Origin of the sequence: uncultured Psychromonas sp., from assembly GCF_947489755.1 — a bacterium.
Taxonomy (GTDB): Bacteria; Pseudomonadota; Gammaproteobacteria; order Enterobacterales; family Psychromonadaceae; genus Psychromonas.
Genome location: NZ_CANLFB010000013.1, coordinates 18,030 through 43,376 on the forward strand (window position 1 = coordinate 18,030; position 25,347 = coordinate 43,376).

Annotated in this window: 22 protein-coding genes; 11 read left to right on the top strand and 11 right to left on the bottom strand. The window is 37.0% G+C overall.

Annotation, left to right across the window (positions count from 1 at the left end; genetic code table 11):
- Positions 1-224: 224 nt before the first annotated feature.
- Together pflB and fldB are read right to left on the bottom strand one after the other, a co-directional pair.
- Positions 225-2,510: a formate C-acetyltransferase gene (gene pflB, locus Q0794_RS09035; protein ID WP_298941394.1), complete on the bottom strand. Its 2,286-nt coding sequence runs from the start codon at positions 2,508-2,510 to the stop codon at positions 225-227.
- 692 nt (positions 2,511-3,202) lie between these two features.
- A complete protein-coding gene (gene fldB, locus Q0794_RS09040; RefSeq protein WP_298941395.1) occupies positions 3,203-3,721 on the bottom strand; it encodes a flavodoxin FldB in 519 nt (172 codons plus the stop codon).
- Between the two features lie 57 nt (positions 3,722-3,778).
- Here fldB and xerD point away from each other — a divergent pair, with 57 nt between their 5' ends.
- From xerD to recJ, 3 genes are all read left to right on the top strand, one after another.
- The gene (xerD, locus tag Q0794_RS09045) at positions 3,779-4,675 is read left to right on the top strand and encodes a site-specific tyrosine recombinase XerD (protein WP_298941396.1); all 897 of its coding nucleotides are present in this window, start codon (positions 3,779-3,781) and stop codon (positions 4,673-4,675) included.
- Between the two features lie 255 nt (positions 4,676-4,930).
- Positions 4,931-5,683: a bifunctional protein-disulfide isomerase/oxidoreductase DsbC gene (dsbC, locus tag Q0794_RS09050; RefSeq protein ID WP_298941397.1), complete on the top strand. Its 753-nt coding sequence runs from the start codon at positions 4,931-4,933 to the stop codon at positions 5,681-5,683.
- A gap of 69 nt (positions 5,684-5,752) precedes the next feature.
- Positions 5,753-7,480, top strand: coding sequence for a single-stranded-DNA-specific exonuclease RecJ (gene recJ, locus Q0794_RS09055; RefSeq protein ID WP_298941398.1), 1,728 nt, complete (start codon positions 5,753-5,755; stop codon positions 7,478-7,480).
- A 122-nt stretch (positions 7,481-7,602) separates the two neighbouring features.
- Here recJ and Q0794_RS09060 read toward each other — a convergent pair whose 3' ends face one another.
- The 3 genes from Q0794_RS09060 to Q0794_RS09070 form a co-directional block, all read right to left on the bottom strand.
- Positions 7,603-7,794, bottom strand: coding sequence for a DUF3185 family protein (locus tag Q0794_RS09060; RefSeq protein WP_298941399.1), 192 nt, complete (start codon positions 7,792-7,794; stop codon positions 7,603-7,605).
- Between the two features lie 94 nt (positions 7,795-7,888).
- On the bottom strand, positions 7,889-8,353 hold the full coding sequence (gene trmL / locus Q0794_RS09065; RefSeq protein ID WP_298941400.1) for a tRNA (uridine(34)/cytosine(34)/5-carboxymethylaminomethyluridine(34)-2'-O)-methyltransferase TrmL: 465 nt from the start codon (positions 8,351-8,353) through the stop codon (positions 7,889-7,891).
- A gap of 344 nt (positions 8,354-8,697) precedes the next feature.
- A complete protein-coding gene (locus tag Q0794_RS09070) occupies positions 8,698-9,405 on the bottom strand; it encodes a response regulator transcription factor (RefSeq protein ID WP_298941401.1) in 708 nt (235 codons plus the stop codon).
- 481 nt (positions 9,406-9,886) lie between these two features.
- Here Q0794_RS09070 and Q0794_RS09075 point away from each other — a divergent pair, with 481 nt between their 5' ends.
- Both Q0794_RS09075 and cysE read left to right on the top strand, forming a co-directional pair.
- Positions 9,887-10,807 carry a cation diffusion facilitator family transporter gene (locus tag Q0794_RS09075; protein WP_298941402.1) on the top strand — a complete coding sequence of 307 codons (921 nt, stop codon included), beginning with the start codon at positions 9,887-9,889 and terminating at the stop codon, positions 10,805-10,807.
- A 51-nt stretch (positions 10,808-10,858) separates the two neighbouring features.
- Positions 10,859-11,638, top strand: coding sequence for a serine O-acetyltransferase (gene cysE, locus Q0794_RS09080; protein ID WP_298941403.1), 780 nt, complete (start codon positions 10,859-10,861; stop codon positions 11,636-11,638).
- Positions 11,639-11,728: 90 nt separating this feature from the next.
- Here the strand turns inward: cysE and Q0794_RS09085 are convergent, their stop codons facing one another.
- Positions 11,729-11,950 (bottom strand): DUF1653 domain-containing protein, encoded by a 222-nt coding sequence (locus Q0794_RS09085; RefSeq protein ID WP_025563457.1) that lies wholly within the window; start codon positions 11,948-11,950, stop codon positions 11,729-11,731.
- A 174-nt stretch (positions 11,951-12,124) separates the two neighbouring features.
- On the opposite strand from Q0794_RS09085, the gene Q0794_RS09090 reads away from it, so the two are divergent.
- Positions 12,125-12,358: a cell division protein ZapB gene (locus tag Q0794_RS09090; RefSeq protein ID WP_025563456.1), complete on the top strand. Its 234-nt coding sequence runs from the start codon at positions 12,125-12,127 to the stop codon at positions 12,356-12,358.
- 277 nt (positions 12,359-12,635) lie between these two features.
- Here the strand turns inward: Q0794_RS09090 and rraA are convergent, their stop codons facing one another.
- From rraA to pyrB, 3 genes are all read right to left on the bottom strand, one after another.
- The gene (rraA, locus tag Q0794_RS09095) at positions 12,636-13,151 is read right to left on the bottom strand and encodes a ribonuclease E activity regulator RraA (RefSeq protein ID WP_298941404.1); all 516 of its coding nucleotides are present in this window, start codon (positions 13,149-13,151) and stop codon (positions 12,636-12,638) included.
- A gap of 107 nt (positions 13,152-13,258) precedes the next feature.
- Positions 13,259-13,714 (bottom strand): aspartate carbamoyltransferase regulatory subunit, encoded by a 456-nt coding sequence (pyrI, locus tag Q0794_RS09100; protein WP_298941405.1) that lies wholly within the window; start codon positions 13,712-13,714, stop codon positions 13,259-13,261.
- Between the two features lie 9 nt (positions 13,715-13,723).
- Positions 13,724-14,659, bottom strand: a complete 936-nt coding sequence (gene pyrB, locus Q0794_RS09105; protein ID WP_298941406.1) for an aspartate carbamoyltransferase — start codon at positions 14,657-14,659, stop codon at positions 13,724-13,726.
- Between the two features lie 92 nt (positions 14,660-14,751).
- Between pyrB and dacB the strand changes: the two genes are divergently transcribed.
- Positions 14,752-16,281, top strand: a complete 1,530-nt coding sequence (dacB, locus tag Q0794_RS09110; protein WP_298941407.1) for a D-alanyl-D-alanine carboxypeptidase/D-alanyl-D-alanine-endopeptidase — start codon at positions 14,752-14,754, stop codon at positions 16,279-16,281.
- Positions 16,282-17,081: 800 nt separating this feature from the next.
- Here dacB and Q0794_RS09115 read toward each other — a convergent pair.
- Both Q0794_RS09115 and srmB read right to left on the bottom strand, forming a co-directional pair.
- Positions 17,082-18,638 carry a hypothetical protein gene (locus Q0794_RS09115; protein WP_298941408.1) on the bottom strand — a complete coding sequence of 519 codons (1,557 nt, stop codon included), beginning with the start codon at positions 18,636-18,638 and terminating at the stop codon, positions 17,082-17,084.
- A 171-nt stretch (positions 18,639-18,809) separates the two neighbouring features.
- Positions 18,810-20,171, bottom strand: coding sequence for an ATP-dependent RNA helicase SrmB (gene srmB, locus Q0794_RS09120; protein ID WP_298941409.1), 1,362 nt, complete (start codon positions 20,169-20,171; stop codon positions 18,810-18,812).
- A gap of 385 nt (positions 20,172-20,556) precedes the next feature.
- Between srmB and cobT the strand changes: the two genes are divergently transcribed.
- The 4 genes from cobT to nhaD all read left to right on the top strand — a co-directional run bounded on the left by cobT (position 20,557) and on the right by nhaD (position 25,294).
- Entirely contained in the window at positions 20,557-21,609 is a 1,053-nt protein-coding gene (gene cobT, locus Q0794_RS09125) for a nicotinate-nucleotide--dimethylbenzimidazole phosphoribosyltransferase (RefSeq protein ID WP_298941410.1), read from the top strand.
- Positions 21,610-21,699: 90 nt separating this feature from the next.
- Entirely contained in the window at positions 21,700-22,599 is a 900-nt protein-coding gene (gene cobS / locus Q0794_RS09130) for an adenosylcobinamide-GDP ribazoletransferase (protein WP_298941411.1), read from the top strand.
- 65 nt (positions 22,600-22,664) lie between these two features.
- Complete coding sequence (locus tag Q0794_RS09135; RefSeq protein ID WP_298941412.1) at positions 22,665-23,405, top strand: histidine phosphatase family protein; 741 nt, start codon at positions 22,665-22,667, stop codon at positions 23,403-23,405.
- Positions 23,406-23,878: 473 nt separating this feature from the next.
- Positions 23,879-25,294, top strand: coding sequence for a sodium:proton antiporter NhaD (gene nhaD, locus Q0794_RS09140; protein ID WP_298941472.1), 1,416 nt, complete (start codon positions 23,879-23,881; stop codon positions 25,292-25,294).
- The last annotated feature ends 53 nt before the right edge of the window (positions 25,295-25,347 follow it).

Sequence of the window (25,347 nt, forward strand, 5' to 3'; positions counted from 1 at the left end):
CATGAAAATTAATTATTTGTATTAACTCTAGCTGTTTATTATTAAGAGAGTTCAAAGTTAATATAGATGATTATTTCCAGATAAATTTTTATAGATAAGCCTTTGTTGATTAATCTTTATAGATAATCACTGTTGCTTTGATAAAAAGAAAGGTTTCATTCCGAAGAATGAAACCTTTTTAATTATAACAGGCTAACCAAAAGTTAATCTTCTTATCGTATCTCTTACAGTTTAGCTGTAAAAGTACGCGTAATCACATCTTGTTTTTGTTCTGCTGTTAATGAATTAAATCGCACCGCATAACCAGATACACGAATGGTTAGCTGAGGATATTTGTCAGGGTATTCCATTGCATCTAATAACATTTCACGGTTCATTACGTTGACGTTTAAGTGTTGACCACCTTCAATCTCAGGTGTGTGCTTAAAGTATCCATCCATTAAACCAGCAAGGTTAGATTTTTGTGAATCGTCAGTTTTACCTAGTGCGTTTGGTACGATTGAGAATGTGTAAGAGATACCATCCTGTGCGTAAGCAAACGGTAGTTTAGACACTGATGTTAATGATGCAACAGCACCTTTCTCATCACGTCCGTGCATTGGATTTGCACCTGGCGCAAAAGGAGCACCAGAGCGACGGCCGTCAGGTGTGTTACCTGTTTTCTTACCGTATACAACATTTGATGTAATAGTAAGGATTGACTGTGTTGCACGTGCGTTACGGTACATTGGACGAGATTTTATTTTTTTCATGAACGTTTCAACAAGTTCACAAGCAATATCATCAACACGAGGGTCGTTATTACCAAATTTAGGGTAATCGCCTTCGATTTCAAAGTCAGTCGCAATACCGTCTTCATCACGAATTGGGCGTACTTTTGCGTATTTAATTGCCGCTAAAGAATCCGCTGCAATTGAAAGACCCGCAATACCACACGCCATAGTACGTTCAACGTCACGGTCATGAAGTGCCATTAGTGATGCTTCGTAGCTGTATTTGTCGTGCATGTAGTGAATACAGTTAAGTGCAGTCACGTATTGTTCTGCTAACCAATCCATGAAGTGGTCAAGGTTAGCGTAAACTTCATCGTAATCTAAAATTTCAGAAGTGATCGCTGGTAATGTTTTAGGACCGACTTGCATTTTAGATTTTTCATCAACACCGCCATTGATGGAGTACAACAATGTTTTTGCTAAGTTGGCACGGGCACCGAAGAATTGCATTTGTTTACCAACAATCATCGGTGATACACAACACGCAATCGCGTAATCATCGTTATCAAAGTCAGTACGCATTAGGTCATCATTTTCATATTGAATAGATGATGTATCAATAGATACTTTTGCACAGTATTTTTTAAAGTTAATAGGTAATGCTTCAGACCATAAAACAGTAATGTTTGGCTCTGGAGAAGGACCCATAGTGTATTGAGTATGTAAGAATCGGAAACAGTTTTTAGTGACCAATGTACGACCATCAACACCCATACCACCAATTGATTCTGTTGCCCAAATTGGGTCGCCAGAGAATAGGTCATCGTATTCAGGTGTACGTAGGAAACGTACCATACGTAGCTTCATAACAAGGTGATCGATTAGCTCTTGTGCTTCAGTCTCAGTAATCACACCTGCTTTTAGATCTTTTTCAATGTAGATGTCTAAGAACGTTGCTGTACGACCAAATGACATTGCCGCGCCATTTTGAGATTTGATTGCTGCTAGGTAACCAAAGTAAGTCCATTGGATTGCTTCTTTGGCATTCTGTGCTGGACCTGAAATGTCAGAACCGTATTTAGCGGCCATCTCTTTCATTTGTGAAAGTGCACGATATTGTTCGAAGATCTCTTCACGCAATTTCATTGTATCTTCTAATGAAGTACCTGCAATCAGTTCAGCTTCTAGGCTTTTATGTTGAGCCGCTTTTTCAGTCATTAGGTAATCGATACCGTATAAAGCAACACGACGGTAATCACCAATAATACGACCACGACCGTATGCATCAGGTAAACCCGTTAATACACCTGATTTACGACATTTAAGAATGTCGCCAGTGTAAACATCAAATACACCTTGGTTATGTGTTTTACGGAATTCAGAATAAGTTTGTTTGATACCTGCATCGAGTTCTTTACCGTACACTTTACAAGAACCTTCAATCATACGAATACCACCGTTAGGGATAAGCGCACGTTTTAATGGTTTTTCAGTTTGTAGCCCTACAATCGTTTCTAAGTCTTGGTTAATATAACCGGCATCATGAGCAGTAATAGTAGAAACAACGTCGGTATCAAAATCAACAGGCGCATGCGTTGCATTTTCTAGCTTGATGCCTTCCATTACTTTTTCCCACAACGTATCTGTTGCAGGTGTTGCATCCGCTAGAAAGCTTTCATCGCCATCAAATGGAGTGTAATTTTGTTGTATAAAGTCGCGAACGTTTACGTCAGTTTTCCAAGCGTCACCTGCAAAACCTTCCCATGCTGATACAAATGCTTCGTTTAAATTAGTCATAAAGATTTACCTTTACCGTTAGTGATTAAAAAATAATGTTAAAATGCGTATTCTGTTGAGGGTTTAAAAAGTAGGCCATAAATAACAAGACAATAAACAGGCTTGTATTGGTCGCAAGATAAGAGTCAGATAAAAAAGCGTTGCTTATTTTATTGTCAGCAATGTTCTGAGGCTTGCTTGTTATTTGATAAGCTAAAAGCTTGTTAGTTCGATTGTCTACTTGCATCTTAGAAGTTACCCCGTGATGAATTAGTGCTTAGTTTAACAAATGCTCATGTACAAAAGTTGATTCACATCAACTTGTTCGACTACTTGTAATTTAATTACAGTTTTATTTGGATTTGTTCTTTTAAGGCATTTCTTTATGTCATCAGTTATTAAATGAAGTTGGATTTTTTGAAACAGATTTTAAGTCGATTTTATCGCTTTAAGTTAGAAGACCATCATTTAGAAATTAAGCGCTTAGAAAGTAGAGCTTAGAAAGGAATAACCTAGAAAGTGAGGTGAGGAAACAATAATTTAGGAAAGTAGCTGTTAGAAAAAACATTGTTAAAAGGTGCTATCAAAAACGATGGCTAGGCAAGGTGTAGTGAAAGTAAGCGGTTATTAATAGAGTGAGTTAATCTTTTAAAATACCATCCCCTTCAAGCATTTAACTTGAAGGTAGAGGGAGTTAGTTAGATTTTTATGTTTTAGAGTAACGTTTGCATTTCTTCTAAAATTTGTAAGCACCAATCACTTATACGCTGGTCGCTTAACTCATATTGCGTATCTTCATCTAAAGCCAATCCTACAAAATACTCACCGTCTTCAGAGAGTGCTTTAGAAGCGTCAAAACTATAACCTTCAGTTGGCCAGTAACCGATAAAATTAGGTTGTTGTGGCAATAACTTTTCATGCAACATACCAACGGCATCAACAAACCATTCGCTATAACCGTCTTGATCGCCTAACCCGAAAATAGCGACGATTTTACCATTAACACTGAGCCCATCAATTTGATCCCATAACTTACCCCAATCTTCTTGAAGTTCGCCAAAGTCCCATGTTGATATGCCTAAAATGACAATATCGTAATCATTTATCTTGCTTAAACCCTCATCTTTTATGTTAAATAGGTCAACTAATGATTCCCCTAGCTCTGCTTGAATCTTTTCTGCAGCGATTTCTGTATAACAAGTGCTAGAACCATAAAATAAACCGATTTTCATATGTGACCTTTTGAAGAAAAATAAAAGAGGCGCTAATTTACCGTTAAGGCCGTTGGAATGGAAGTATTAAGCATCGAACAATTTTTAGATTCTCTTTGGTTAGAGAGAGGATTATCCAAGAACACCTTAGATTCTTACCGCCATGACTTGAGTTTAGTAGAGATTTATTTACAAACAAAAGATGTGATGTTGAGCGATGCGAGTGAGAGGCAGTTAAGCGATTATTTTGAATCTCGTTTACAGGGTGAGATTGATTATAAAAATACTTCTACGGCACGTTTGATGAGTGCTGTTCGTCGTTACTATCAATACTTATGCCGTGAAAAAATACGCATTGACGATCCCAGTGCAAAATTAGAAAGCCCTAAAGTGATTAAACCGTTACCTAAATCATTATCTGAATCTGAAGTCGACGCTTTGTTATCTGCTCCGGAATTAAACGATCCGGTACAGTTCAGAGATAAAGCCATGTTGGAAGTTTTATATGCGACAGGATTACGTGTTTCTGAGCTGGTGGGATTAACCATGGAAGAAATAAACTTACAACAAGGCGTGATACGTGTCACGGGGAAAGGTAATAAAACTAGATTAGTTCCTTTAGGTGAAGAGTCTGTGTATTGGTTAGAGCGTTATATTGAGGAAATGCGGTCTGCTTTATTGTCAGGGCAGAGTAGCGATGTGTTATTTCCTAGTCGTCGAGGTTCTCAAATGGTCAGGCAAACTTTTTGGCACCGTATTAAGTTTTACGCTCAACTGGCGGGCATTGATAAAGAGTCTTTATCGCCCCATGTACTGCGCCATGCCTTTGCCACTCATTTATTGAACTACGGTGCAGATTTACGTGTCGTACAAATGTTGTTAGGGCACAGTGATTTATCGACCACGCAGATTTATACTCATATCGCCAAAGATAGATTAAAAGCATTACACAGTGAACATCATCCTCGTGCGTAACTCCTCGTACGCAATTTCTTGTGCTTAATAATAGGCGGTTAATCACGAAATGTTTTAGAGTATTTATTATTGTCTATTTAAATTTAGATAATAAATTAACAGCAAATTATAGCAGAAATGATTTATCACAGAGTCTTGTCTTAGATGTTAAGTCAATGTTATCTGAGATATAGCGGATATGGGCAATTAGCATTCACTTTATGCGTTAAGATAGGCATAATCAATCGTCATTAATTTAATTTTTCAGGGGAAGTCATGTCCATATTGAACGTTAAAAAAAGTATAAGCGCATTAATTGTGGGGATGCTGATTAGCTCAAGCAGTTTTGCTGCGGTATCAAACGAAGTAAATGAATCATTACTTAAAAAGTTAGAATCATTGAAAGTCGACGTTGACTCTATCAGTGAATCGCCTGTAAAAGGTTTATATGAAATAGTTAGCCAAGGTGCTATTTATTATATTAGTGAAAATGGTCAATATTTATTAAATGGCGATATTTTCGATTTAGATAATAGTATGAACAATCTAACCAGTACAAAGGTTGCCGAAATACGCAAAGCGAATACTGCTGAACATTTTGCAAAAATTAAAGACTTTGAAAAAGACATGATTGTCTACAAAGCAGAAAATGAAAAACACGTTGTGACGGTTTTCTCTGATACAAGTTGTGCTTATTGTCAGAAATTACATTCTGAAATCCCTGATTATAATAAGTTAGGTATTACGATTCGCTACCTTGCTTTCCCTCGTGGCGGTGTTAATTCTAATGCTTACCGTACTATGGTGTCGGTATGGTGTGCGGATGATCAAAAAGCAGCAATGGATGAAGCCAAAAAACGTCGTAGTATTAAACCAGTTACTTGTGACAATAATGTTATTGACCAGTATAACTTAGGTGTTGCTTTAGGTATCACAGGTACGCCAACATTGTTCTTAGAAGACGGTACAATGATGCCTGGTTATTTACCTGCTGATAATTTACTGCAAGCAATAGAACAAAAAAAATAGAGTAATACTTCAGCTATTGCTCCATTCATAATAAACTGCATTGATAATCCTTTATCGTGCAGTTTTTTTATGTCTTCAGAAATAACAACACAAGTACAACAACGTCTCCAACATGATAGTAGTTTATTGTCATTATCATGCTCTCCATTATTAACTAAACTCTATGCTAACCGAGGCATTACTGCCGACAGCGAATTAGATAACAGCACCAAGACATTGATTCATGCTAATCAGTTAAAGGGAATGAGTGATGCTTGTGAATTGTTATATCAAGCTTACTTAACTCGTCAAAAAATAATTATTATTGGTGACTTTGATGCCGATGGGGCGACGAGCACTGCATTAAGTATGTTATCGCTGAAAGCCTTAGGATTTCAAAGTATAGATTATTTAATTCCGAATCGATTTGATTACGGTTACGGGTTAAGCCCTGAAATTGTTGACCTCGCGGTACAACAGGGCGCAAATTTATTAATGACAGTCGATAACGGTATTTCTAGTATTAGTGGTGTGGCACATGCTAAAAAGCTTGGCATTTCAGTCTTAGTGACTGACCATCATTTACCGGGAGAGGAAACCCCTATTGCCGATGCGATTGTTAATCCGAATCAAGTTGGATGTGATTTCCCAAGTAAAAACCTAGCGGGCGTTGGTGTTGCGTTTTATGTCATGCTATCGCTCAAATCCTTAATGCAAGAAAAAGGTTGTTTTACACACTTCCCAGCTCCTAATTTAGCTAACTTTTTAGATATTGTTGCATTGGGTACGGTAGCCGATGTGGTTAAGTTGGATTCAAATAATCGAACATTGGTGCATCAAGGTTTAGCGCGTATTAGAGCTGGCTATTGTCGTCCTGGTATTAGTGCATTAATTCAAGTTGCAAAACGTAATCAACAACAACTAGTCGCTACTGATCTAGGATTTTCATTAGGCCCAAGATTAAATGCAGCAGGGCGCTTGGATGAAATGAGCCACGGTGTTGAGTTGTTATTATGTGAAGATCATTTACGTGCCAATACCCTAGCAACAGAGCTTGATGCACTTAATTTATCACGTCGAGAGATAGAGCAAAGCATGCAACAAGAAGCGATGGTGAGCTTACAAAAGTTATCAATCGACCAAGATAATTTACCATTGGCTTTATGTTTATTTGAAGCTGACTGGCATCAAGGTGTGATTGGCTTAGTGGCGTCTCGTATTAAAGAAAAATATTACCGCCCAACGTTTGCTTTTGCCCGTGCGAATGATGGTGAAATTAAAGGATCTGCTCGTTCGATCCCTGGCGTGCATATTCGCGATATGTTGGATCTGGTAGATAAACACATTCCCGGTGTTATTTTAAAGTTTGGTGGTCATGCAATGGCTGCTGGTTTAAGCCTATTAGAAAAAGATTTTGATTTATTTAACGACACTTTCAACGCTATTTTAAAAGCACAGGTCGAAGATCATTTACTACAAAATGTGATTTTGTCAGATGGGCAATTAGATGCTGAGCAATTTGATTTAAGCATTGCGCAAGAACTACGCGATGCAGGCCCATGGGGACAAGGTTTTCCAGCGCCTATTTTTGACGGTGTTTTTGAATTAAAACAACAACGCATTGTTGGTCTGAAACATTTGAAAATGGTGTTACAGCAGGGCGATAAGTTAATTGATGCGATTGCCTTTAATATTGACCCTGAAGCATGGCCTAACTTGTCTGTTAAAGAAGTATTTTGTGTCTATAGCTTAGATGTTAATGAATTTAGAGGACAAAGAACCGTGCAGTTATTGGTGCAAATGCTAACACCAAGGTAAGTATTAAAGGGGCGCTATCGATAGCGCTCCTTTTTGTTACGTTTTGTATTGCAGCATTGTTTTTACAGAATTGTTTTTATGGCAGTTTAACTAGCGTTTCATTTTCAATTTGTTATGAGCGGTTAGGGTGTAGATTTTAGCTTTAACACTCCAACAAAAACGTTAATCGCACCGACTATCATGCCAACCCATGCGCGAAGCGGGGGAATAGCGCTACTCGCTTCGACCTCTTGTGCGCTATAGACGTCATAACCCCATACAAATAATATAAACCCGAAAACGATTAAGACTAACCCCATTACTTTGTTATTCATTTAAACCCCAATAATTTATAAACACTGGTTTAATACTGAAACGCATAAACCGTTAATAGCTGATGACAACAATAAATGAGACAAATACGTTTATTTATACTGCGCCCGGGAAATCTAATTGGCGCCACGCTTCATATACAAATACAGAAACTGCATTGGATAAGTTCATTGACCGGCTATCGGCTCTCATAGGAATACGTAACTTTTGCTCTAATGGTAACGCATCTAATATTGTTGCTGGCAAACCACGTGTTTCAGGACCAAATAATAAGACATCACCATCTTGGAAGTTTGCATTATGGTGATAGGTTGTTGTCTTAGTTGTACAAGCGAGTATACGTTTACCGTCAACCATTTTCATAAAAGTATCAAAATCTTTATGTATGAAAACATTCGTCATTTCACGATAATCTAGCCCTGCACGTCTTACTTTTTTTTCATCTAAGTCAAACCCAAGCGGTTCAATTAAATGCAATACACAGCCTGTATTCGCACATAGACGGATGATATTACCGGTATTAGGCGGGATCTCTGGTTCGTACAATGCAACTTCAATCATTTATAAACTCTACTTTTGTGGTTAATGTCGTATCACTAAAATCGATAGGCGCTTATTTTATACCAATCATAATAAATAGCAGATCTATTTTTCCGTCTAAAAAATCACTGTTAATTTATATTTTTAGATAAGAAGTCTTGTTAAAGGATGAGCTCCTAAATATAACGGGTTGATCAAAAAAGGAGCGTAAATTAATGCTCCTTTGAGTGTCCCTATTTATCAATATCATGGTGCTATTGATGTAATGGTCGCCCTTACGTTTTAGTACTCTTTTTATTTGAGTCATTTTTATACGTTAGGGCTGTTTATGCACTGCTGTTCTTTTACTTTGATGACTGGAACGCTTAACTACTTTGTATTATTGCTTCTTGCTCACCCAACCAGACATAACCTTGACCACGGATGTTTTTAACGCGAAGTTGGCCATCTAAACGAGTCGGAATTTTACGGCGTAAATTACTTAAATGCATATCAATACTACGATCTGATGGGATTAATTTTTTCCCTAAAATCTGTTCACTCAGATCTGCTCTGGTTAATAGTTTTCCAGGGTGAGTGAGGAATTTCTCTAGTAGTAACAATTCAGTTGAAGTTAATTCAATAGTAAAACCTTGGCAGGTGATTTGCTGTTGCGTGGGAAATAATTCAATATCTTGATGGCTTATTTTGTCATCAGTATTACCTGTTTTATGCTCTGTATATCGTAAAACAGCTTGAACATGTTTAAGCAGTTCTTGCTCGCTAAAAGGTTTTGAGATGTAATCATCTGCACCCATTTCTAAAGCGAGTAGTATATCTTGCTCGCTATTTTCAGTGGTCAGCATTAAAACAGGTGTATCATTTTTTTGGCGTAGTAATCTCAACACTTCAAAGCCATCCATACGAGGCATCTTTATATCTAATAAGATCAGGTTGTAATCTTTACTTAGAATTTTAGATAGACCCTCTTCACCATCGAAAGCAACTTCTGTTTTAAACCCTGCTGATGTTAGAAACTTCTCTAAAAAGGAGACCAGCTCTTTGTCATCATCAATTAATAATAGATTTTTCATCTTATAAGCCTTTGTAAATTGGCTGCTGTAAATAGCAATTTTTTACTTCACATCTCTTTTAAATTTATTTTATTTCAATGTGTCGTCTTTTATTTTTATGCCTATATCGTTTATTCGACTTAAATGTAGCCCTTATTTGTTAATTATACCCTATAAAGAGGTATTTTTTGTGCGAATAAGGACTTATGTTTTATATATTGTGCGTAATTGATTGATTGGTCGGATAAAAGGGCTGTATATATACTTAACAGAGTAAATAATGTGATGACTTGTATGACGTATTTTGAAATAAAGGTGATTAACTGATCTTGCTGAGAGATAAATTGTCGAACTTTTTAAATTCTAAGTTGATGATATAAATATAAAAAATGATGTCTGGGCTCTATTGTTTAAACACAAAGTGGCTGATGTAGGCGGTGTTTTGTATCTGAAATGATAACGGGTATAATGAGCGTCCAACAATTTTCAGAGTTATATTATTGTGAATCAATCAGCACCTTCCGAAGAATATGCTTATTTAGTTAAACGAGCTGGCCAAGCTGCCATTATTGCCGCTTCTTTATTGATTATTGTTAAATTGATTGCTTGGATCATGACAGGTTCCTCAAGTATTTTAGCTGCTTTGACAGATTCATTAATGGATGTAACGACTTCTATTATTAATCTCTTTGCAATAAAAATTGCCTTACAACCTGCTGATAAAGAGCATCGCTTTGGGCACGGTAAAGCGGAAAGTTTAGCGGGATTAGCACAAGCGGCCTTTATTTCTGGTTCATCTGTATTCTTGATGATTAATGGTATTTCAGCGGTAGTGAACAACCATCAAATTAATGCCAGTGGTTTAGGTATTTCTGTCATGTTGTTTTCATTGGTTGTTACGATTGCACTCGTATTATTTCAACGTTATGTCGTGATCAAAACCAATAGCATGGCGATTAAAGCAGATGCGTTACATTACCGAACAGACATTATTCTTAATGGAGCGGTGTTATTAGCTATCGTATTAGCTGGTTATGGCTGGGATTGGGCTGATGGTGTTTTTGCTATTGCAGTGAGCCTTTATATTTTACAAGGTGCTTGGGAAATTGGAACGCAATCAATTGATGCTTTAATGGATAAGCAGCTACCTCAAGAAGATCAAGAATTGATCCTTAAGCTTGCCTATAAAGTTGAGGGTGTTCGTGGCGTTCATGATTTAAGAACACGTTATTCAAGTTACATTAAATTTATACAATTACATTTAGAGTTAGACGATGAGCAAAGCTTATTTGATGCACATGAAAAGGCTGATGAGCTAGAGCTTGCTCTTAAAGCGGCATTTCCGGGGGCCGATATATTGATTCATTTAGATCCTATTTCAGTCGTACCTAATAATAATTCGACTCATGAAATAGAAATATAGTGCCCAATAAAATGTCGATAGGACATAGATTTAATCGTTAAGGATAAAAGAATGGAATGTAAGGTAAAAGATCTCTGGGATAAAATTAGAGAAGAGGCTTGGGCTAGTTCTGCAGGTGAACCGATTTTAGCCAGTTTTTTCCATTCGACTATTTTAAATCATAAAGATTTATCATCAGCATTAAGTTATCAATTAGCTAACCGTTTAGATAGCCGCACTATGCCTGGTATTTTAGTACGTGAAGTGATTGACGAAGCATTTGCTGACGATCCAAGTATTATAGAAAGTGCAATGGCAGATATTCTTGCGGTACAAGATAGAGATCCTGCTGTTGAAGAGTACTCGATTCCACTCTTATATTTGAAAGGTTTTCATGCCATTCAAATTCACCGTGTTGCTCATTGGTTATGGAATAAAAATCGATTAGCACTCGCATTATATTTACAAAATCGTAGCTCGGTTATTTTTGGGGTTGACGTTCATCCTGCCGCGACTATTGGTAAAGGTATTATGTTTGACCATGCAACGGGTGTTGTTGTTGGTCAAACCGCTGTGATTGAAGATAATGTATCAATATTACAAGGCGTTACTTTAGGCGGGACAGGAAAAGACAGTGGCGATCGTCATCCAAAGATTCGTCAAGGAGTAATGATTGGTGCGGGCGCAAAAGTATTGGGTAACATTGAGATTGGTGTTGGTGCAAAAATAGGGGCTGGTAGTGTGGTTTTAGAAACGGTTCCAGCACATACAACAGTTGCAGGTGTTCCTGCTAAGATTGTAGGCAGGCCATCATGCGATATGCCATCTTTATCGATGGAACAAAACATTTGAAATTTTATGATCTAAAGCGCTCCTTAGTCCTTTAGATCATAATCCCTAGAATAGTGACTATTCTAGGGATTCATACTTTAAAACTTATTTTTATTCTAAGTCAACATAAGCAAAACGAGGTTGGCTTTTCCCTTCAATTTCTACTTGTTCTAAAAACATAGCAAGCGGTCTTACCCATAAAAGCCCTTCTCCGTATAAAGGACGATAAACCACCATTTTTTCTTCTGTTTCACTATGAATAGCAATGTCTTCGACTTGATAAAAGCTGCCTTTGTAATGTTGGTACTTACCTATTTGTAGTTGTGTAGACATATTTTTCCTTTTTAATTATTTTAATTAATCGGAATCAGACTAACATAATGCGACTTTAAAGACGATTTACATCTTTTTTTCATAAAAATTAAAACAAAGGTTGAATAAGCATCGTGGAATGCTTATTCTCATTGCATTCCAGTTAACCATTTACTTTGTATTAAGGGTCTTCAAATGACATTTGAGCTATTAGAAAAATTAGAAAATAAAATTAACCAAGCTGTAGAGACTATTGCACTGTTGCAAATGGAAATTGAAGAGCTTAAAGAAGATAAAGCTAGCCTATCAGGTAAAACTGAACAGTTACAATCTGATAACGATCGCTTAAATGCAGAACATCAGCAATGGCAAGATCGTTTAAGTGCATTGGTTGGTAAAATCGAACAAGCAGAAGAAAACGCAGAGTAATAATTTGCAATTAGCATTTATTGTTTAGCTTTGTGTTTACCTATCGCTAATTGAAAAGATAAGAATCTAGTTGAGAGATAGGCAATATTTAATTGAGTCGTCAGTAAGTTTAATTAAATAATGATTCGCTCAATAATAAATCGCTAATTAACAAAAAGCCCAATATTTAATTGGGCTTTTTTGTATCTATTATTTGCCAAACTAAGGTTTGCTAAACTTAAATAACTGCTAATTTCAATTTTTACTAAGTTAGCATTAACTAAAGTTAAAGGTGTGTTTAAAAAACCTCTTCTTCTTCAGCATCTTCGTCATCAAGCACTAATGGCTCAGGGGAAATAATAATACCGGTACTATCTGCATATAAAAAATCTTCAGGCAGGAAAGTCACGCCAGCAAAATTAACTGCTGCGTTTATTTCGCCCACTTCGTCATCATCTGCACCGACAGGGATAGCTGTGATCGCTTGAATACCAATATCGAGTTCTTCTAGCGCATCTACTTCACGTACACAGCCATTAACAACAATACCTTCCCAAGCATTTTCTACTGCTAAATCTGCGATATGTGCATTAATTAAAGCGCGACGTAATGAGCCACCGCCATCAATCAATAAAACTTTGCCTGCACCATTCTCTTCTAATGCTTTATAAATCAATCCTACCGATTCAAAGCATTTAACTGTAACGACTTCTCCTGCAAAGGAGTTTCGCCCACCAAAGTTAGTTAATAGTGGTTCTACTACGTCAATTGTATCTGCGTAGATATCACATAAAACAGAAGTATTGTATTGCATATAAATGCTCACTTTTTATTGATGAAGTTAAATTTAGTATAAACGTAACAGACTCTAATTCAATCTTATTCTCTGATATTTGTTGAAACTAAGCTTAATTTTGTCTCTTAGTCTAATTCGTCAAAAGTACCACGTTCAAAAGATTTTTCACAGTAATGACATTTTAACTTTAATGTGTTTTTTTGGAGGACATAAAAACGTGTTTGAACCGGCTCATTATGGCTAATACAATTACTGTTAGGACAAGCCAATACACCAATAAATGAACTAGGTAATTGCACCTGGAATTTATTAACTACTTTGAAGTCTTTAATTTGATTAATTGTCGCATTCGGTGCAAATAAAGCGAGTTGATTCGCTTGTTGATCATTAAAAAAAGTATTTTCAATTTTAATCAGATCTTTGCTTTCACCATTATGAGTGGCCAGATTTAAGCCGATGGTGATTTTTTCTTTAGTTTGAGTAAATTTAAAGAATTTTAAGATTTTTACCCCTTGTTGCGCTGGGATATGGTCAATCACTGAACCTTGTTCAATCGCTTCTACTTGTAATTTCTTTTGCATGATAAAACCTTAAGCGTTTGCTTGAAAATGATTAGTTAATAACAAAGCGAGTAATGCTTGGCGAGCAAAAACACCATTTTGTGCTTGTTGAAAATAATAAGCGTAAGGTGTTTCATCAACATCTATATTAATTTCATCTATACGTGGTAATGGGTGTAACACTTTTAAGTTATCTCTTACATTATTAAGCATATCGGCATTTAATAAGAAAGCTGATTTCATATGTTGATATTCAGTTTCGTCAAAACGCTCTTTTTGAACGCGTGTCATATAAAGAATATCAAGGTCATCAACGACATCTTCAATACTGCTATGTAAAGAGAAGTTAATATTGCGCTCTTTTAATTCTTCAAGAATGTAATCAGGCATCGCTAATGCTTCTGGCGAAATGAAGTAGAAATTACAATTAAATAAAGACAATGCCTGCGCTAATGAATGAACGGTTCGTCCATATTTTAGGTCGCCAACAAAGGCAATATTTAGATTGTCTAATGTTGCTTGTGTTTCATAAATAGTGAACAAATCAAGTAATGTTTGAGTTGGATGTTGATTTGAACCATCGCCACCATTGATGACTGGAATTGACGTAAATTCAGACGCTAAACGTGCTGCACCTTCCTGCGGGTGACGCATAAAAAATGCATCCGCATAAGAGGCGATTATTTTTACTGAATCCGCTAGTGTTTCGCCTTTTTGTGCCAACGAAGTATTACCGCCACTATCAAAACCAATCACACTACCACCTAAACGTTGTACTGCTGTTTCAAAAGATAAACGAGTACGCGTTGATGCTTCAAAGAAACAACTCGCAATGACTTTGTTTTTTAATAATTCAGGTTGCGGTGTTTGCTTTAAAGAGTGGGCTGTTTGTAGGATGAGTTCTAGATCAGAACGTGATAAATCAGCAATGGAGATAATGTTTTTTTGGTATAACGGATTATTCATTTTTTCACACTCATATTGTCAGGGCAGTTAAAAGTGAAGCAGATAATGCAAAAAATTATATCACTAACAATTGTTTTTGTTGTTATTAATGTATGAAATTTTCATCGCATGCAGACAATAGAAAGGTTATTCTCAAAATTGATTTCTTAGTTGAGTGGTTTGTGATGTTAAAAACGTGTTTGTTTATAATGAGTAGTGTGGTGTGTTGTAACGCGATGGCCGAACAGTGGCAGGATTTACAATCGTTATTACCTAAAGGAACGCAGGTTTCTTATTTAGTGGTTGATGCGAATACACAAAAAGAAGTGGCTAGTTTTCAACAGGAAACATTAAGAACGCCAGCCAGTGTTCAAAAATTATTAACGGCAACGACTGCTAAATTAGCATTAGGTAGTGATTTTAAATATCAAACTGTGATTGAAGGTGATAAAAAGCAACTTAATCAGGGGATTTATAAAGGTGACTTAAGTTTACGCTTTATGGGAGACCCGACGCTAACTCGCCAACATATTCGTGAATTGTTACAAGATATAAAACGTTTAGGGGTTAACAAAATAGAAGGGGACTTCTTACTGGATAATAGTTTCTTTAATGGTTACCAATGGAGTAACGGTCAAGCATGGAACGATTTAGGTGTATGTTATACCTCTCCTTCTAATGCAATCATTGTTAACCGAAACTGTGTGCAAGGTAATTTGAGTTTAGCCAGTGACGACGCAGAAAAAGCAACGTTGTTTATTCCTGCTTATGAACCTGTCGATATTACCAGTGATGTGTCCGTTGTGACTAAAAAACAACGTGCAGAACAATTTTGTGATTTAGAAATTACCCGCGATAGCCATAATAAATATCATTTATGGGGTTGTATGGTACCTCGTAAGCGCGCATTCCCTTTAGCATTTGCTGTGAATGATCCTAATACTTATGCTCAAAAAATAATAAAGGCTGAATTAAAGCAGGTTGGTATCAACTTAATAGGAGCAGTTGAGATAAAAGATAAAAATAAAGCGAATGAAGCTATAAAGCCAGTCGCACCATCCATCTTTGCTTCTCACCAATCTGATTCACTGAATATCTTATTAACAAGAATGATGAAGCGTTCAGATAACTTAATTGCAGATAGTTTATTCAAAACGATTGGTGCGCATTATTACCAACAGCCAGGTAACTTTCGTAATGGTGCTAAAGCAATGAAAGCCATCCTAAAAAGTAATGGCGTTAACTTAGAAAATGCTTACATCGCTGATGGCTCTGGATTATCTCGTCATAACTTAATGAGTGCTGAGTTATTTATGTCAGTCATGCAGTTTGTTTATCAGCAGGACAAAAAGTTAGGGCTGCTCAACACCTTTTCCATTTCAGGTATTGATGGGACTTTAAAGTATCATCGAGGCGTTAATGCACCTGAGTTAAAGGGTAAAGTAGTCGCAAAAACAGGTTCACTAAAAGGCGTTGCCAACCTAGCGGGTATTGTTAAAAGTGACACTGGTGACAAATTATTTGTATTAATGACCAACGGGTATAACCCAGTAAACAGTTCGGTTAAAGCAAAACTTCCCCGTGATAAAAAAGCGTCTATCTATTTATTTGAAAAAGCCTTTTTTAACCGAATATTTAATTAAGTTGCTCTTAATAATTGAAAAGTAATACTCTGCAGGTTTCAATCCGTTCTTTTGACTTCGGGACGCTGGCTTCAGCCTGCAGGGGCTTGTGTGTTATTTAGGTTGGAATTAAAGAACCATTCATCAAAGGTTTTGACCTTGGGGCGCTGGCTTTAGCCTGCAGGGTTTTGTGTGTTATTTTGGTTTGAATTAAAGAGCCAATCATCAAAGGTTTTGACTTCGGGGCGCTGGCTTTAGCCTGCAGGGGGTTGTGTGTTTATACTTTGAATTAGAAAATTGATAACACAAAAAAACAGAGCGACACAAAACATCTGCAAGCTGAAGCATGCGCCCCAGAGATAAACCCTTTGTCTTGTTACGCTGGCTTTAGCCTGCAGGGTTTTATGTGTTTTTCTGGATAGATTAGAATATTAATAATGATGAGATTCTGATCTTGGATCGCTGGCTTCAGCCTGCAGAACTTTGTGTGTTTTATCTGGATAGATTAGAATATTAATAATGATGAGCTTTTGAACTTGGGGCGCTGGCTTTAGCCTGCAGAATTTTTGTGTGTTGTTTTTTGAAAAGGTTAGATGAACAATAATAATGAGCTTCTGATCTTGGGGCGCTGGCTTTAGCCTGCAGGATTTTTGTGTGTTGTTTTTTTGAAAAGGTTAGATGAACAATAATGATGAGCTTTTGAACTTGGGGCGCTGGCTTTAGCCTGCAGGATTTTTGTGTGTTGCACGGTATTCGCATTTTAAAAAGGCTTTATCAATATTGATAAAGCCTTTTATTAAAGTGGCATAAAACTAAAGCTGTTATTTAATAGAAAACCAAGTTGTTGGTCTGCCTTCGCTAAATAATACAACACCGCTTGATTCTGTTGGTCTTTCAATACTTTTTGCTGCACTTATTTTAAGTGGGTAACTTAAGCCATCAAAATCTAGTTGTAGCCAATTATTGTCTTTAGCCACAAACAAGTCTTGCCAAGAAAAGTGTTGAGTTTCAGCGACTAAAATAGGCGCTTGTACACGAGATACACGACTTGAGAAGATTAACCCTTTATCTTTCGATTCAAATACTAGCATTTCACAGCCATTACTTGAGCACCAATCTAAAAGAACAATTGCTTCGTCTTTACCATTGCCATTTAAATCGAATCTCACTGAGTTAAAACGTGTATTTTTAGGATCGGTTCTGTGTATTTTAAAGTAGTTACGCACTGCTTTTTGTACGTCGAGATCAATGCTATTGGTGGGGTTAATAAATTGAGCCGTAAATTGACGCTTAATTTGAATGTTATCTCCCTCTCCTGAAACTTGTTTACCATTCATTTTATCGAACGTTAATGTTTCATCTAGTGTAGTGAGTATATTATCTTTGTTAATTTCATGGCTAGAAAGGCTTAACCCCTTACGTTTAAAGACTATTTCCTGCTGTATCTTTTTACCATCTTGCTTGGTAAACATAGCAACGACGGTATCGGGAGTATTACTTTTCCAAAAACCAGTTTTAACTGTTTTCGTTAATTGATTACCTTGCTGGTATTCTAAAGTATGGTTAGCATTTAACGATAAGTTAACGTCTTGCTCTGGTTGCTGTATGGACTGGCTTAAGTATTCACCTGCAAATGATTGATCACTGGTTAATTGGCCTAACTCTCCGCAACCACTGAATTTGCCATGAACGCTTTCAACGACGGTAATGTAACCCCAGTACTCTTTATTTTCAGGGACATAACAATCTCCTGGCTGTATTTTTAAAGATAATGTTTGGCCATCAGATTTAATGGCAGTTAATTCTCGTTGCCTTGTCGATTCGATGGTTGATTTAGTCACTGCATATGACTGATTACTCGCTTTAGTGGCCAAAAATAGCTTGTTGTCGTGAATGTTGATACGCCAATAAGGATCATTACCTTTGGCTTTAAAACTAAAGGTATCGGTTGCTTTCGCACATTGTAACGAGGTTTTGGTCGAGGCCATATGATCTAGGCGATCAAGGCTGACGAGTACTGATGGTTTAGATTTTTTACTCTTAGGGAAAACGATTTGTCCTGTGAACTCAATATAAACTGGGTCATCTTCATTATCATCAATCTTTTCATAAACACTGTTTAATGCAGTGTCTGTTATGATTTGATATTGCTGTGGATCATTACAAGATTGAAAGTAAGGTTTATTGTTTTTATAGCTGAGTTGTCCCCTAAAGTTTCCATCTAATATATTTGAATACGCTTTATGCTCAACTTCTGGTGCTGGAGTGATTACATTTTCTTTTATTTGAGTGGTAGAGTTTGGTGAGGTAGTTGAACTACATGCAGATAAAACAAGGATAAGCGGTGTTATCAGTAAAAAAGAGGACGAAAAACGCATAATTGACCTTAGGCAGCTTCTGCAGAGAAAAATATATGCCCTTAGTATAGCAGTGTGTTAATACTTGTGTGTAGTCCTCGAAAGTACTATTTGTGGTTATCAAGCAATCAACTTCTCACTTTAAATAGAAGTTAACTGCTTGAATGATAGAGAAAGAAGTAAAATAACTTCCTATTCTGGTTTATCAGTTTCAGGTTTGTTTTTACCTGCCCAGCTAGGTTTGCCTTTTGCTTTAATAGTACGATGGCGTTGTTTACCCATCTCTAACTTTTTCTTTTGACGCTTTTCTTTTTGTAGGCGTTTCACTTCTTCTTCGCGTGCTTTACCTTTTTTAGTCATTGGTTTTTTCGTTTTACGTAAACTGACTTTCGCTTCTTTATTTTGAGGGCGTAAATCTTTAATCACACGACGTTTTAATATTTGGTCAGTATAACGCTCAACTTTTGACAGAATATCAATGTCATGTGCTTCGATAATAGAAACGGCAGTGCCTTTTTTACCACCACGAGCAGTACGACCAATACGATGAACATAAACATCGGCACTGCGTGGCATGTCATAGTTAATCACATGTGTTATATCTGGCACATCAATACCACGGGCTGCAACGTCAGTCGCAATCAAAATGTTTGTGGTGCCTTCTTTAAACTGGCGTAGTGATAAATTACGTTTCTCTTGATCCATTTCACCACGTAGATAGTTACAACGGATATTTAATTCGGCTAATTGAGCAACCAATTGCGCAAGACGATCGCGAGTTTTAACAAATACGATCATCTTATTGACTTGTTCTTCGTGTTCAGGCGCTTGTTCTAAAATCGCAGCAAGTAACTGTAACTTATGCTCAGGATTATCAGCTAGATGAATATATTGTAATATTTTACCGCTTTCTCTGCGTGTCACTTCTGCATCTAACTTAACAGGATTTTTTAATACATCACGAGCAAATTCACGTAACCCTTTACCTTCTAATGTTGCCGAAAATAAAGCGGTCATTTTACGCCAGCGTGCTTCACCTGCAATGCGGTCCATTTCTGCTACAAAGCCCATATCTAGCATTCTGTCAGCTTCATCAAGCACCAAGCATTCAACTTCACGACAGTCAAATGCTTCAGCATCAATGTATTCCATTAAACGACCAGGTGTTGCAATGACAATATCCACCGAGCCCATAATGATATCTTCTTGCGCTTCGTATGAAATACCACCGATGATATTACCTACGACCAATTTTGTGCCTTCAACTAATTGCTGAGCCACTTCGCTTATTTGTACTGCTAATTCACGTGTTGGTGTTAATACTAAAATACGAGCAGAACCGCCTTTACGGCGAGGGTAATCAATTAAACGTTGTACTGCGGGTAATAAAAATGCGAGTGTTTTACCTGTACCAGTAGGGGCGCTTGCCATGATATCTCGTTCATCCATTGCTGGTGGGATGACCATTTTTTGAATACTAGTTGGGCGTGTGTGTCCCATTTTAGCAACGGCGTTTAATAAATGCTGATCCAGCTCAAGCGACTCAAATGACATGAAATTTTCCAATACAATAAAACAAAGAGCACATTATAGAGCAAAGATTGCATTTAGGGTGAATTGTCTATCAATTAACGTATTTAATCTTCAAACTAAAAGTTGCTTGATAAAATGTAGTGCGACATAAAGGAGGTAAGTCACTGGGGACTCAATATACTGCGAATCATTATTTACATAAAAACTCACGTAGTTTTAAAATACACCTGAGAAACGTGTATTCTATCTATGCCTTGGTTGAATGTTCTAACGTCAGTGGCTTATTAACTCAATTGTATTTTTTATGTTTAATAACAATAAACGAACGAAACCATTAATGTACCTTATTTACTGATGCTTATTGAACAAATAAGCTATAAATTTTGAATTATACGAAGGATATTCTGTGTTTGATATTATTGCTCCTCTAGATAAAGTAACGCCTCAATTTGTAAATGCACTTCAAGACAAAATTGACCTTAAAACTAAGCCTCAAGGTAGTTTAGGGTTATTAGAATCAATCGCCTTCAAAGTTGGGCTATTGCAACAAACGGTAGAGCCTGTTTTTAGTGAACCAAGCGTTATTATCTTTGCAGCTGACCATGGAATTGCGGAACAAGGCGTGAGCTTATTCCCGCAAGTGGTCACCGAGCAGATGGTATTAAACTTTTTACAGGGCGGGGCCGCTATTAATTGTTTTTCAAAGCAGCATGATATCAACTTAAAAATTGTTAATGCTGGTGTGAAAGCTAATTTTGACCATATTCAACATGAACACTTTGTTAATTCCCCGATTGCGTTAGGGACTGAAAATTTTGCACAGCAGCCCGCGATGACACAAGAGCAATGTCTAACGGCGATTAATAAAGGGGCTGATATTGTAAATCAACAGCATCAACTTGGTTGTAACGTTATTGGCTTTGGTGAAATGGGCATTGCTAATACGACTTCAGCTGCGGCGATCATGGCGGCAATTTTAAATTTAACGGGTCAAGAATGTGCAGGTAAAGGCACAGGGATTGATCAACAAACAGTTTCATTAAAAGCACAAGTGATTGACGATGCTATTAAAAAATATCAACTAACAGAAGCGGAACCTTTAACAGTATTACAAACTGTAGGGGGCTTTGAAATTGCGATGATGGTAGGCGCAATGTTAAAAGCGGCTGAATTATCGATGTTAGTCTTAGTTGATGGGTTTATTGCTTCTAGCGCAGCATTGGTTGCCAGTGAAATGCATGATGATTTTTTACAATACACACAGTTTTGTCACCAATCAGATGAGCAAGCGCATCAACTATTATTAACCTCTATGAGTGCCACCCCACTATTGAAACTAGGCATGCGTTTAGGTGAAGGCTCTGGTGTTGCGGTCGCTTATCCTTTATTAGTGTCCGCATTAACTTTTTTAAATGAAATGGCCTCTTTTGCCGATGCGGGTGTATCTGATAGTCAGTAGTTAATCATCAGAATTATGAAAAAGTTAGCTAATATGTCTTTAACGTTAATAGCAGCATGCAATGAACAGAAATAATTAAAAGAGAATTTAATGTCAGAAAAGTTAAATAAGCAGAGGGATAAAGTTGCATCTAAATCGCTATTTAAGCTGCTATCTCAAAAGGTACCTCAAAAACTACCTAAGCAACTGTTTAAGCAGTTAACTAAGCAATGGACTTTGTGCTGTTATGCGCTATCGTTTTTTTCGCGTTGTCCTGTTCCTCGAACAATTAATTTTAAAGCTTATCCATTTCATTTAGGAAACGCTTACTTTCCATTTGTTGGTGCTTTGTATGCCGTTATCTGTTTTGTTGTTTATTACTTAAGTTTAAGCGTGTTTGAACATACTATTAGCGTCATTCTAATGTTGTTAGCGGGCCTGTTATTCACGGGAGCTTTTCATGAGGATGGTTTAGCTGACTGTTGCGATGGCTTTGGTGGTGGATATAACAAAACTCAATGTTTAGCGATTATGAAAGATAGCCAGATAGGGACCTATGGTGTGCTTGGTTTGATCATATTGTTTGCGCTTAAAGTCACAGCGCTGATTCAACTTAGCGAGCTTAATCAATTTTCTGAATTTGGCTTACTTCATTTCTTTGGCGTTCTTTTTAGTGCGGCTGTGGTTAGTCGCTTTAGTGCTTTATGGTTGATTCAATATAGCGAATATGCCAGAGAAGATGAAACAAGCAAATCGACACAATCATCGCACCAATTGCCTCAGTCTTATTTAGTAGGTGCTTTATTGTTTAGTTTATTATCATTACTTTGGATGCCAGTGATGTCCATATTAGCCATTGTGATAGTCACCACGACAAGTACCTTATTATGTAAAGCTTATTTTAATAAGAAAATTGAAGGGTATACCGGCGATTGTTTAGGTTTTTTACAACAACTAAACGAGTTACTTATTTTATTAACTTGCTTAGCGCTATTCAGTGCCAATTTATAGTGCCAATTTATAATACCAATTTAGCTTAAATGTTTGTGGCTTTCTCTAATAGCAATGGAATCAAAATGGACAGTAAACAATTAACAACACATAAAATTTACTTAGTGCGCCATGGCGATGTCAATGCACCTTCTGACATGTGTTATGGTCAATTGGATTGTGCAGTTACTGACTCTTTTGATGAAGATTTATTAAAACTAACACGCTATGTTGACACTAACGTAATGAGTCAATTAAAAGTAGATGAAACGCCATTGATTCTTAGTAGCCCTTTAACGCGTTGCTTAGCGTTAGCTGAAGGGCTAAAGTTAAATTTACTGTCAACGTTAAGGTTAGGCGTAAGTGAGCGCTTACAAAAAGGTGTTGCTGATACCATTGAATTGCAAATAAATGAAGCATTTCAAGAGATCAACTTTGGTGACTGGGAAGGATTGACGTGGCAAGACATTGGAACGCAAGCAATACAAGATTGGAGTGATAATTTACTCGATTACACTTTTGAAAATGGAGAAAGTGCACGTGAGTTTGATCAAAGAGTGATTCAAGCATGGGATGAATTGCAAATTCAATTAAGCCAATTAAATCAAGTGAATAATCTAAACCAAGCCAATCAAGAGCAGCAATCAAAACCTGTCATTATCATTTGTCATGCAGGTGTCATTCGTTCGATATTATCTGCATTTTTACACATTCCATTGCAACACTCCTTATCTTTGAAAATTGATAAAATGAGTGTGTCCAGTATTGACCTTGTTCCCGCACAAATTGAATTATCGCGTTGTGTAGGCGTTAATCATTTACTGTAAATGACGTTAACTAATTTTTACGCTCATACTCGCTTATTGAATTTACATCGTATTAGTAATTACTAACTGCCAACGCTTACCTATTTCTGCTACTTTTTTACCTTAATGATTCGTTTTATGTGTTAGTGATAGCGTTTAATGTTATGCCGTTATTATTTGAATACTTAATCATTATTCACTGATTTTTCGTTAATGAATACAGTAATAAAATACTTAATAAAGAAATGAATAAAATGTTACTGAGCAAGCCTGCCATTAATAAGTGAACCTTTATGGCTTTTATCTTTTATCTTTAGCGATTTTAGCCATTTTATGTCTTATTGCTTCAGCCTTCAAAGTTTTCACATTTAGTGCTTTTTTAACGGTACGGAGAAAGTGCCCGCTTATGCTAGAATCGGGCGAATTTTTTGCTTCAATCTATTAGTTACTTTAAGGAAGATGTAATGTTTAAGCAGTCTAAAGTATTAAGTGTCATGGTGACCCTTTTTACACTTTTATTTTCTGCTAGCGTATTGGCTAGTTCAGGGGAAACAATCGACTTAACCTCACATGGAATTGGTTACGCCGCTATTTTATTTTTCGCTTTTGCTTACTGTTTAGTGATGTTAGAAGATGTTATTCATCTACGTAAATCAAAACCAGTTTTAGTGGCGGCAGGTATTATTTGGGGAATGATTGGTTACTATTATTCTCAACATGGTATGAGCCATGATGCAGAAGCGGCTTTTCGACATAATTTATTAGAGTATGCAGAGCTGTTCTTCTTCTTATTGGTAGCGATGACTTACATCAACGCCATGGAAGAGCGTCAGTTGTTTGATGCTTTACGCGCTTGGATGGTTAATAAAGGTTTCACGTTACGTTTGATCTTTTGGTTAACCGGCATATTAGCTTTCTTTATCTCACCGATTGCCGACAACCTAACTACGGCTTTATTAATGTGTGCCATTGTTATGAAAGTGGGCGGGGAAAATAAAAAATTCATCGCTTTGGCTTGTATCAATATTGTCGTTGCTGCTAATGCAGGTGGTGCATTCAGTCCCTTTGGCGACATCACTACGTTAATGGTTTGGCAAAAAGGCATGGTTGAGTTTACGACCTTCTTTGCATTATTAGTGCCTTCTGCGGTTAACTACTTAGTGCCTGCTATCATTATGAGCTTCTTTATCTCTAAAGATGTTGCAAAAGGTGATGGTGAAGTGGTGTCAATGAGACGCGGTGCAAAACGTATTGTTATTTTGTTTTTAGTGACGATTTTCTTTGCGGTTGCAGGGCATTCTTTCTTAGGCATGCCACCAGTATTAGGCATGATGACAGGGCTAGGTATTTTACAGTTTTTTGCTTTCTTCTTACGTAAAACGCAAAAGAACCATTACCAATTTGCGATGGCACATACGGTTGATAAAAAAGAGCACGAACGTTTACGTGGTTTAGGCGATGGCGCTCCTTTTGATATTTTTAATAAAGTAGCAAAAGCCGAGTGGGATACGCTGTTGTTCTTTTACGGTGTTGTACTGTGTGTGGGCGGTTTAGGTTTTATTGGTTACCTGGGAATGATTTCAGAAGCCATGTATAGCAACTGGGATGCCACTTACGCTAATATTACAGTGGGTGTGCTGTCAGCGATTGTTGATAATATTCCAGTGATGTTTGCGGTGTTAAGTATGGAACCTGATATGAATACAGGGCAATGGTTATTAGTCACCTTAACGGCAGGTGTCGGTGGTAGCATGTTATCAATTGGTAGTGCTGCTGGCGTGGCATTAATGGGACAGGCTCGCGGTATTTATACTTTTGGTGCGCATTTAAAGTGGGCACCTGTGATAGCACTAGGTTATATCGCCAGTATTTATACGCATCTTTGGTTTAATGCTGCTTATTTTAGTTAAGCAGAATTAAACCAAGTTACATATTACCAAGCAACATTTAGCCAAGTAACATT

Excerpts from the sequence above, each read along its gene's own strand:
- Q0794_RS09070 (WP_298941401.1), bottom strand. The coding sequence starts at position 9,405 with ATGAAAAATCTATTATTAATTGATGATGACAAAGAGCTGGTCTCCTTT.
- fldB (WP_298941395.1), bottom strand. The coding sequence starts at position 3,721 with ATGAAAATCGGTTTATTTTATGGTTCTAGCACTTGTTATACAGAAATC.
- pflB (WP_298941394.1), bottom strand. The coding sequence starts at position 2,510 with ATGACTAATTTAAACGAAGCATTTGTATCAGCATGGGAAGGTTTTGCA.
- Q0794_RS09060 (WP_298941399.1), bottom strand. The coding sequence starts at position 7,794 with ATGAATAACAAAGTAATGGGGTTAGTCTTAATCGTTTTCGGGTTTATA.
- rraA (WP_298941404.1), bottom strand. The coding sequence starts at position 13,151 with ATGCAATACAATACTTCTGTTTTATGTGATATCTACGCAGATACAATT.
- xerD (WP_298941396.1), top strand. The coding sequence starts at position 3,779 with ATGGAAGTATTAAGCATCGAACAATTTTTAGATTCTCTTTGGTTAGAG.
- dsbC (WP_298941397.1), top strand. The coding sequence starts at position 4,931 with ATGTCCATATTGAACGTTAAAAAAAGTATAAGCGCATTAATTGTGGGG.
- pyrB (WP_298941406.1), bottom strand. The coding sequence starts at position 14,659 with ATGAATAATCCGTTATACCAAAAAAACATTATCTCCATTGCTGATTTA.
- Q0794_RS09115 (WP_298941408.1), bottom strand. The coding sequence starts at position 18,638 with ATGCGTTTTTCGTCCTCTTTTTTACTGATAACACCGCTTATCCTTGTT.
- pyrI (WP_298941405.1), bottom strand. The coding sequence starts at position 13,714 with ATGCAAAAGAAATTACAAGTAGAAGCGATTGAACAAGGTTCAGTGATT.
- trmL (WP_298941400.1), bottom strand. The coding sequence starts at position 8,353 with ATGATTGAAGTTGCATTGTACGAACCAGAGATCCCGCCTAATACCGGT.
- nhaD (WP_298941472.1), top strand. The coding sequence starts at position 23,879 with ATGGTGACCCTTTTTACACTTTTATTTTCTGCTAGCGTATTGGCTAGT.
- cobS (WP_298941411.1), top strand. The coding sequence starts at position 21,700 with ATGTCAGAAAAGTTAAATAAGCAGAGGGATAAAGTTGCATCTAAATCG.
- srmB (WP_298941409.1), bottom strand. The coding sequence starts at position 20,171 with ATGTCATTTGAGTCGCTTGAGCTGGATCAGCATTTATTAAACGCCGTT.
- dacB (WP_298941407.1), top strand. The coding sequence starts at position 14,752 with ATGAAATTTTCATCGCATGCAGACAATAGAAAGGTTATTCTCAAAATT.
- recJ (WP_298941398.1), top strand. The coding sequence starts at position 5,753 with ATGTCTTCAGAAATAACAACACAAGTACAACAACGTCTCCAACATGAT.
- cysE (WP_298941403.1), top strand. The coding sequence starts at position 10,859 with ATGGAATGTAAGGTAAAAGATCTCTGGGATAAAATTAGAGAAGAGGCT.
- Q0794_RS09085 (WP_025563457.1), bottom strand. The coding sequence starts at position 11,950 with ATGTCTACACAACTACAAATAGGTAAGTACCAACATTACAAAGGCAGC.
- Q0794_RS09090 (WP_025563456.1), top strand. The coding sequence starts at position 12,125 with ATGACATTTGAGCTATTAGAAAAATTAGAAAATAAAATTAACCAAGCT.
- Q0794_RS09135 (WP_298941412.1), top strand. The coding sequence starts at position 22,665 with ATGGACAGTAAACAATTAACAACACATAAAATTTACTTAGTGCGCCAT.